Here is a 6,671-nt window from a genome sequence, read left to right as displayed (position 1 = left end):
CCATGCGCATAAACGGGGATTCCCCCGCCCCGCTCACGGTGGGCATACTCACGCTGGGCGCGACTTTCGAAGAAAAGCTTTCCGTCTCCGGCGATGACACGCACAAACGGCTGAACCGGCTGGCCGCGCAGGTCTTCCTGCATACGGCGGTCGGCGTTACCGCGGGCCTCGCCTTGCGGGAAGCGGAGCCGGAAGGGTTCGAGCTGGACGCGCTGAACCAGCTTGATGCTATTCGACAACCAGACGGGAGACCCCCATGGACCGCCAAGAAGCCACGAAATTCATGCTCGACTGCCTGCGCACCATGCTGTTGCGCAAGGGCTCCGATCTCTTTATTTCGGCCGACTTTCCTCCCGCCTGCAAGATCGACGGGCGGATGACACCGCTGAGTGATCGCGCCCTGAGCAGTGCCCAGACCAGCGTGTTGGTGCGTGCCATCATGAATGACCGACAGGTACGGGACTACGAGGCGCATAAGGAGTGTAATTTCGCCATCAACCCCCAAGGGATCGGGCGCTTCCGGGTTAATGCCTTCATCCAACAGGGGCTTTCCGGGGCAGTATTGCGCACCATCACCAGCACCATCCCGGAGCTGGACGACCTCGGACTACCCTCGATCCTGAAAGACCTGATCATGACCAAGCGGGGCCTGATCCTGGTGGTCGGCGGCACGGGTTCGGGCAAGTCCACCTCGCTGGCGGCCATGATCGGGCACCGCAACCAGAACAGTCACGGCCACATAATTACCATTGAGGACCCGGTTGAGTATGTCCATCCGCACCGCAATTGCCTGATTACGCAGCGTGAGGTCGGGGTCGACACAGAGAGCTGGGACGCCGCCCTGATGAATACCCTGCGTCAAGCCCCGGACGTCATACTGATCGGGGAGATCCGCGCCCGTGAGACCATGGAGCATGCGATCAATTTCGCCGAGACCGGCCACCTGTGCCTCTCCACCCTGCACGCCAACAGCGCCAATCAGGCACTGGACCGCATCATCAATCTATTCCCCGAGGAACGCCGGGTACAGCTGCTGATGGACCTGTCACTGAACCTGCGGGCGATCATCTCCCAGCGGCTCCTGCCCTGCACCAGCGGCGGGCGCATCGCCGCCATCGAGATCCTGATCAACTCCCCCCTGATTCAGGACCTGATCTTCAAGGGCGATGTGCATGGCATCAAGGGCGTGATGAAAAAGTCCCGGGAGCAGGGGATGCAGACCTTCGACATGGCCCTGTTTGCACTCTACGAGGCCGGCAAGATCAGCTACGAGGACGCGATGCGCAGTGCCGATTCCATGAACGAATTGCGACTCGCCATCAAGCTGGAGGGCCATGAGGCCCAAGGCAAGGACTTCTTTAGCGATGCGGACGGATTCTCGATCGCCGCGGAGGGTGAAGAGGAAGGCGGCGGCGACTCGGTCCTCTTCGGGGCGCCCCAGGGCGGCCCGAAGGGCGGCATCGGCAGCATACCCTTCGGCCGCTCCGGCCCGACCGGGAGTCTGGCGCTGGAGTCCGACAAACCGGCGGCGTTCAACCGTCCGGGGGTCGGCCAGGGCAAGACCGGCTGAGCCCGGACCCGCCCCGCCCTGGCCGCCGTCGCGCCGGCGCTCACCCCACACACCAACGGTGCCCCGCCCGGCACCGTCTGCACCGGAGACACACCATTGGACATCGGCCCTTACCTCGAGATGATGGTCCGGCACGACGCCTCGGACCTCTTCTTTACGCCAGGCTCCCCGGTCAGGATCAAGATCGAGGGGATCATTCGTCCGATCGGTGACAGCCCGGCCTCGGTTGAATTCTGCCGCGAGGCGGTGCTGTCGATCCTGGACGAAGAGAAGGCCCGCATATTCGCCAGCGAATGGGAGGTGGACTTCGCCGTCGCCCTGGGGGATCGCGCCCGCTTCCGGGTCAATGCCTTCCATCAGTGTGGACAGGCAGCGATGGTGCTGCGCTACATCCGCGCGAAGATCCCCACCATCGCGGAACTGGGCCTGCCGCCGAGCCTGTCCCGACTGATGACGCACAAGCGCGGGATCATCCTGATGGTCGGGGCCACCGGGTCCGGCAAGTCCACCACCCTGGCGGCGATGCTCGACGCGCGCAATTCCACCGCCCCGGGCCACATCCTTACCATTGAGGACCCGGTGGAGTTCGTCCACACGCACAAGCAGTGCATCGTCAATCAACGCGAGATCGGGGTCGATACCAAGAGCTATGCCGCGGCCCTGAAGAGTTCGCTGCGCGAAGCACCGGACGTGATCCTGATCGGGGAGATCCGCACCCGTGAAACCATGGAGGCCGCCATCGAACTGGCCGGGACCGGGCACCTGGCCATCTCCACCCTGCATTCCAACAACGCCCACCAGGCCTTGGAGCGCATCATCAACATGTTTCCCCAGCTAATGCACAAATCCCTGTTTATGGATCTGTCGATCAACATGCGCGCGATCGTCTCGCAGCGCCTGGTTCGCACCGTGACCGGCAAGCGCACCGCGGCCATTGAGGTGCTGGTGAATACCCCCCATATCGCCGACCTGGTCCGGGGCGGCCGGGTGGACGAGGTGGTCGAGGCCATGCAGGGCAGTAGCGAGGCGGGCATGAAGACTTTCGATGACGCCCTACTCGAACTCTTCCGCGCCGGGACCATCAGCTTCGACGAGGCCCTGGCCAACGCCGATTCAGGCCCCAACCTCGAGGCCAAAATCAACTTTGGCTAGAATTTGGATTCCAGTCCGCGTATCCGGTCGCGAAAGCTGTCGCTGACCGCCTCGATATCCTGGTCGCTGGCAATGACCTTAGGGGTCAGGATAACCACGAGTTCAGTCCGCTTGGCATTCTTGGAGCGCACCCCGAACAGTGCCCCGGCATAGGGCAGGTCATAGAGGCCGGGGACACCCTGCTTGTCGTCCGTGCGGCCGTCCTGGATCAGCCCCCCCAGCACCACCGCCTGATTGGAGCGGACCGCAACGGTACTCTCGATGGAGCGCGTCGTAAAAGTCGGATTGTTATTCGTTCCGGCACTGGCGATATCGCTGACCACCTGGCTGATATCCATCTGCACCAGCCCGCCGGTGGTCACATGCGGCTTGACCTTGAGTATGACACCCGTGTCCTTATAGGAGACGCTGTTAATGATATTGGAGTTCGCGCTCTGCGTACTCTGCTGTTGCTGGGTGGTTACCGGAACCTCTTGACCGACCTGAATCTTGGCCGCCTCATTATTGATTACCATGACCGAGGGGGAAGACAGGACGTGGACCAGGTTCTGCTTGGCCAGCGCATTCAAGGTGGCAAGGATGTCGCCTGGCCGCGCGATCACGGTCCAGTTGAAGCCCGGCACGGTGCCGGCGATGGCAGCGGCACCGATGGTCTTGGCGCCGCCCGTGGCGCTATTGAGCCCCAGCATACTCAAGAACCCCCCGCTCTTATTTCCCTGGGCATCGGTGGTGCCACCATAGCCGCCCTTGAAGCCCCATTGGACACCGTATTGGAGATCACCCGTGAGGCTGACCTCAATGATAGTCGCCTCCACCAGGACCTGCAACGGGACGATGTCGAGCTGCTTGAGTGCGTCCAGAATCTTTTTGTAGTCCTTGGGGTTGGCCCGCACCAGGATCGAGTTGTTCACCGCATCGGCGACGACACTCACCTGCGCACTCATCTCAAAGGTGTGTGCCTGTGCCGTGGCCTGCCCCTGACCGCCCCCGATGCCACCCGACACCCCCTGCCCGCCGCCGGAGAGGCCGCTGCCGCCGGTATTGCGCAAATTGCTGCCCCCACTATTGCCGAGCCCACCGCTGGACCCGCCACCCATCCCGCTGCCCATTTGACCAATGACCGCCCGCGCACCGATCGTCGATGCGCCCAGCCCCGGGGCGACCCCGCCCACCGATGACTTCTTCTCTTTGCCGTCACCATTGAAAAGCTGGGAGAGCACATCCGCCAGGTCCGCGGCCTTCCCGTGCTTGACCCGGTAGACAAAGAGCCGCTCGGCCGCGCTGCCGGTCGCCTCCGCCATGTCCAGTCGCTCGATCCAGTTGCGCGCCTGTTGGATATAGCTCTCCTGGGGCGAGATCACCATCAGGCTGTTGGAACCCTCCACCGGCACGAAGCGGAACAGCCCTTTCATCGGGTTCCCCGAATCGTCGGCCAGCAGCCCCTCGAGCTGGGTCACCACGTCCTTGGCCTTGGCGTACTCCAGGACGAAAAATCCCACCGAGAGCCCCTTCATCCAGTCCACGTCGAACACCTTGATGGTGTCGATCAAATTGCCCATCTCCGGGCTGGTACCGGCAATCAACAGCAGATTGCGCAGGGTGTCCACACGGATGATGCTGCCCTCCGGAGCCAGGGGCTGAAGGATGCGGTTCATTTCCTCCGCACTGATGTATTGCAGCGGAACGATCTGGATGCTGTAGCCCGAGGGCAGAGCCCGAGTCGACTCGCCGAGTTGCGGCACCAGGTTGCCCTGGACCGCGTTGGCGATGGGCACTACCTCATAGGTCCCGGACTTGTAGACGATTGCCGCGTTATTCATCCGCAGCAGGGTCTCCAGGGTCGGGATCAGGTCCTCGCGACGCAGCGGCCGCGCGGTCTTAAGCGAGGCGGTGCCCTGCACCGCCGGGCTCAGCACATAGTTGACGTGGAGCAGATCGTCCAAGATCGTCTTCACGGCCTCGCGGATGTCTTGACCGTCGAAATTCAGCGTAATGTCACCCGGAGTGGTGTCCACGGTGGGGCCGCTGATGCGCCGCACAAAGGTGCCGGTGCCCCGTTTCACCGAGTCGACCGCCTTCTTGGTCTTCTCGTCACCGAGCGCAATACCCGCACCCTCGCCCGGACCCTGGGCGGGCGCCCCGGATGCGGTCGTGCCCGGGACGCGGCCGGTCAGATGTCCGCTGCTTTCGCCGACCTTGACCGTCGGGTCCCAATAGCTGCGCGCACAACCTGCCAGTCCCAAGACCAGCGGGATCAGAAACAGCGCACACCGGGGGTGGCTCCCCAGTCGGCGGCTAACGCGGCGGTGGCGATAGTGGTCGAGGTGCATTCGATCTCGGTTGCGGCGGTAATGATAATGGTGGCGCGCCCCGCGGATTAGCACCGGGCGCACCGGGCGCACCGGGCGCCGGTACACGCGGGGGCACACCGGGTGGACGCGCTATGCCGGGATTGGGACGTACCGGCGGGACCACCCCGGGATTGGGACGTACCGGCGGCACTGGACGCGCCGGCGAGGTCGGACGCACGGGCGACGCGGGGGTCCCCGGGGGGACAGCGCCGGACGGCGCGGCTTTGGCCGACGCCGAATCGAGCAATAGTAGCTCATGCGTCTCCCCCTGTCGCTCAAACACCAGGCGATCGGCCAGGATAGCCTTGACGGACCAGCCGGCTTGCTCGTCGCCGAGCCGCAGGCGCTTCAATGCGGGGGCACTCGGGTCCCTGATCCAGGCCGAGGTCCCCGCGGGAGAGATCAGGACCGCGGTGAGATCCAGTCCGTCCAGAGAACCGACGTCCTGCGTCGCCGACGGCGCTGCGGGCTCGGTGCTTGGGGGCGGCTCCGGCTTGCGCTGGGGTCGAAACAGTGGCCGCTCGGCGACGCCGGCATAGGTCTCCTTCGGCTGCGGCGGGGCCAGCGTCGTCGGCAGCCCCCCCGCCGACTGGTCCGCACCCGCCGTCGCGCCTTGGGCGGCCGTCTGAGGCACGAGCGGCGACAGCGGTCGTGGCCAATCGCGCCATTGCATGCCCAGCACACCGGTGAGGGCGAGGATCACCAAAACAGCCGCAGTCTTGATCACGCCTTTCCGCCCAAGGCAAATCCGAAGACATCCAGGCGCACGGTCAATTCACCGGTCTCGTTGGCCCCCGGACGCCGAACGGGCACCGGATGCCCCGGGGCATCCGCACGGGCGGCGGAGCGCACCGAGACCTGTTCGACGAACAGGAAGGGCCGCGACCGATCGAGCTGATAGAGGATCTCGACCAAGGTGTCGGTAGAACCCTGGATCTGGAGGCGCAGGCGCACCCGCGCCGGCTGCTCTGCCTTCTCCTCGGGCAGCAACTGGGTGCTGATCAGGCGGCCGCGGGCGGCCGTGACAATGTCCTGTACTTTGCGCTGCAGCGCGGCACCGGCCAGGGCCGGAGTCGGGGCATCGAAGTAGAAGGCCTTGAAGTCCTGATTGCTGTTGACCTGCTCCAGTTCGGTGCGCAACCCGGGCAGGGTGGCGACCAGGCGCTGGTAGCGCCCGAGCTGATCGACGGCGCTGACAATGGCCGTGTCGAGCCGCCCGATCCGCTCCAGCCAAGGCACGGCGACGGCGGCGATCAGCAGCGCCGGCAGCAGCACCACCGCGGTCCAGACCAGCACGCAGTAACGCTTGGAGGCGACGGCCTGGGTCATGGGCGCGCGGGCTCGCTGCGGTTGTACTTGAAGGCGAGGTTGAACCGCTCCTTGCCGGTCTGGGCCACCTCGGTCACGGGGGAGCGGAACGAAACCCCGCTGATCCCCGGAGCACCCTCCAGGAGCCCGATCAAGGCCGTGGCCCGACCGGATTCACCGCGCAACTCGACCTCGCCATTCTGATACTCGAGGCTCTGCACCCAGGTATCGTCGGGGATGCGCGCCGTCAGTTCACGCAACACATCAAGCATCCGGGGCAGTTCCCACTT

Annotated in this window: 6 protein-coding genes; 2 read left to right on the top strand and 4 right to left on the bottom strand. The window is 64.7% G+C overall.

Annotated elements, in window-relative coordinates; genetic code table 11:
- The first annotated feature begins 256 nt into the window (after positions 1 to 256).
- The gene (locus QZY44_RS02990) at positions 257 to 1,570 is read left to right on the top strand and encodes a PilT/PilU family type 4a pilus ATPase (RefSeq protein WP_295442042.1); all 1,314 of its coding nucleotides are present in this window, start codon (positions 257 to 259) and stop codon (positions 1,568 to 1,570) included.
- 96 nt (positions 1,571 to 1,666) lie between these two features.
- A complete protein-coding gene (locus QZY44_RS02985; protein WP_295442039.1) occupies positions 1,667 to 2,722 on the top strand; it encodes a PilT/PilU family type 4a pilus ATPase in 1,056 nt (351 codons plus the stop codon).
- Here QZY44_RS02985 and gspD read toward each other — a convergent pair.
- From gspD to QZY44_RS02965, 4 genes are all read right to left on the bottom strand, one after another.
- On the bottom strand, positions 2,719 to 5,052 hold the full coding sequence (gene gspD, locus QZY44_RS02980; protein ID WP_295442036.1) for a type II secretion system secretin GspD: 2,334 nt from the start codon (positions 5,050 to 5,052) through the stop codon (positions 2,719 to 2,721). The two genes, QZY44_RS02985 and gspD, sit on opposite strands and share 4 nt — an antisense overlap.
- Complete coding sequence (locus tag QZY44_RS02975) at positions 5,018 to 5,800, bottom strand: hypothetical protein (RefSeq protein WP_295442033.1); 783 nt, start codon at positions 5,798 to 5,800, stop codon at positions 5,018 to 5,020. Before QZY44_RS02975 ends, gspD begins: the two co-directional genes overlap by 35 nt.
- Positions 5,797 to 6,402: a type II secretion system protein GspM gene (gspM, locus tag QZY44_RS02970; RefSeq protein ID WP_295442030.1), complete on the bottom strand. Its 606-nt coding sequence runs from the start codon at positions 6,400 to 6,402 to the stop codon at positions 5,797 to 5,799. Before gspM ends, QZY44_RS02975 begins: the two co-directional genes overlap by 4 nt.
- A partial coding sequence (locus QZY44_RS02965; RefSeq protein WP_295442027.1) for a PilN domain-containing protein occupies positions 6,399 to 6,671 on the bottom strand: 273 nt, incomplete at its 5' end. The genes QZY44_RS02965 and gspM, both read right to left, overlap by 4 nt.

This window comes from uncultured Thiodictyon sp. (genome assembly GCA_903837595.1).
Classification (GTDB): domain Bacteria; phylum Pseudomonadota; class Gammaproteobacteria; order Chromatiales; family Chromatiaceae; genus Thiodictyon.
Note: the sequence above shows the minus strand (reverse complement) of the source record. Positions and strands in the feature narration are given on the sequence as shown.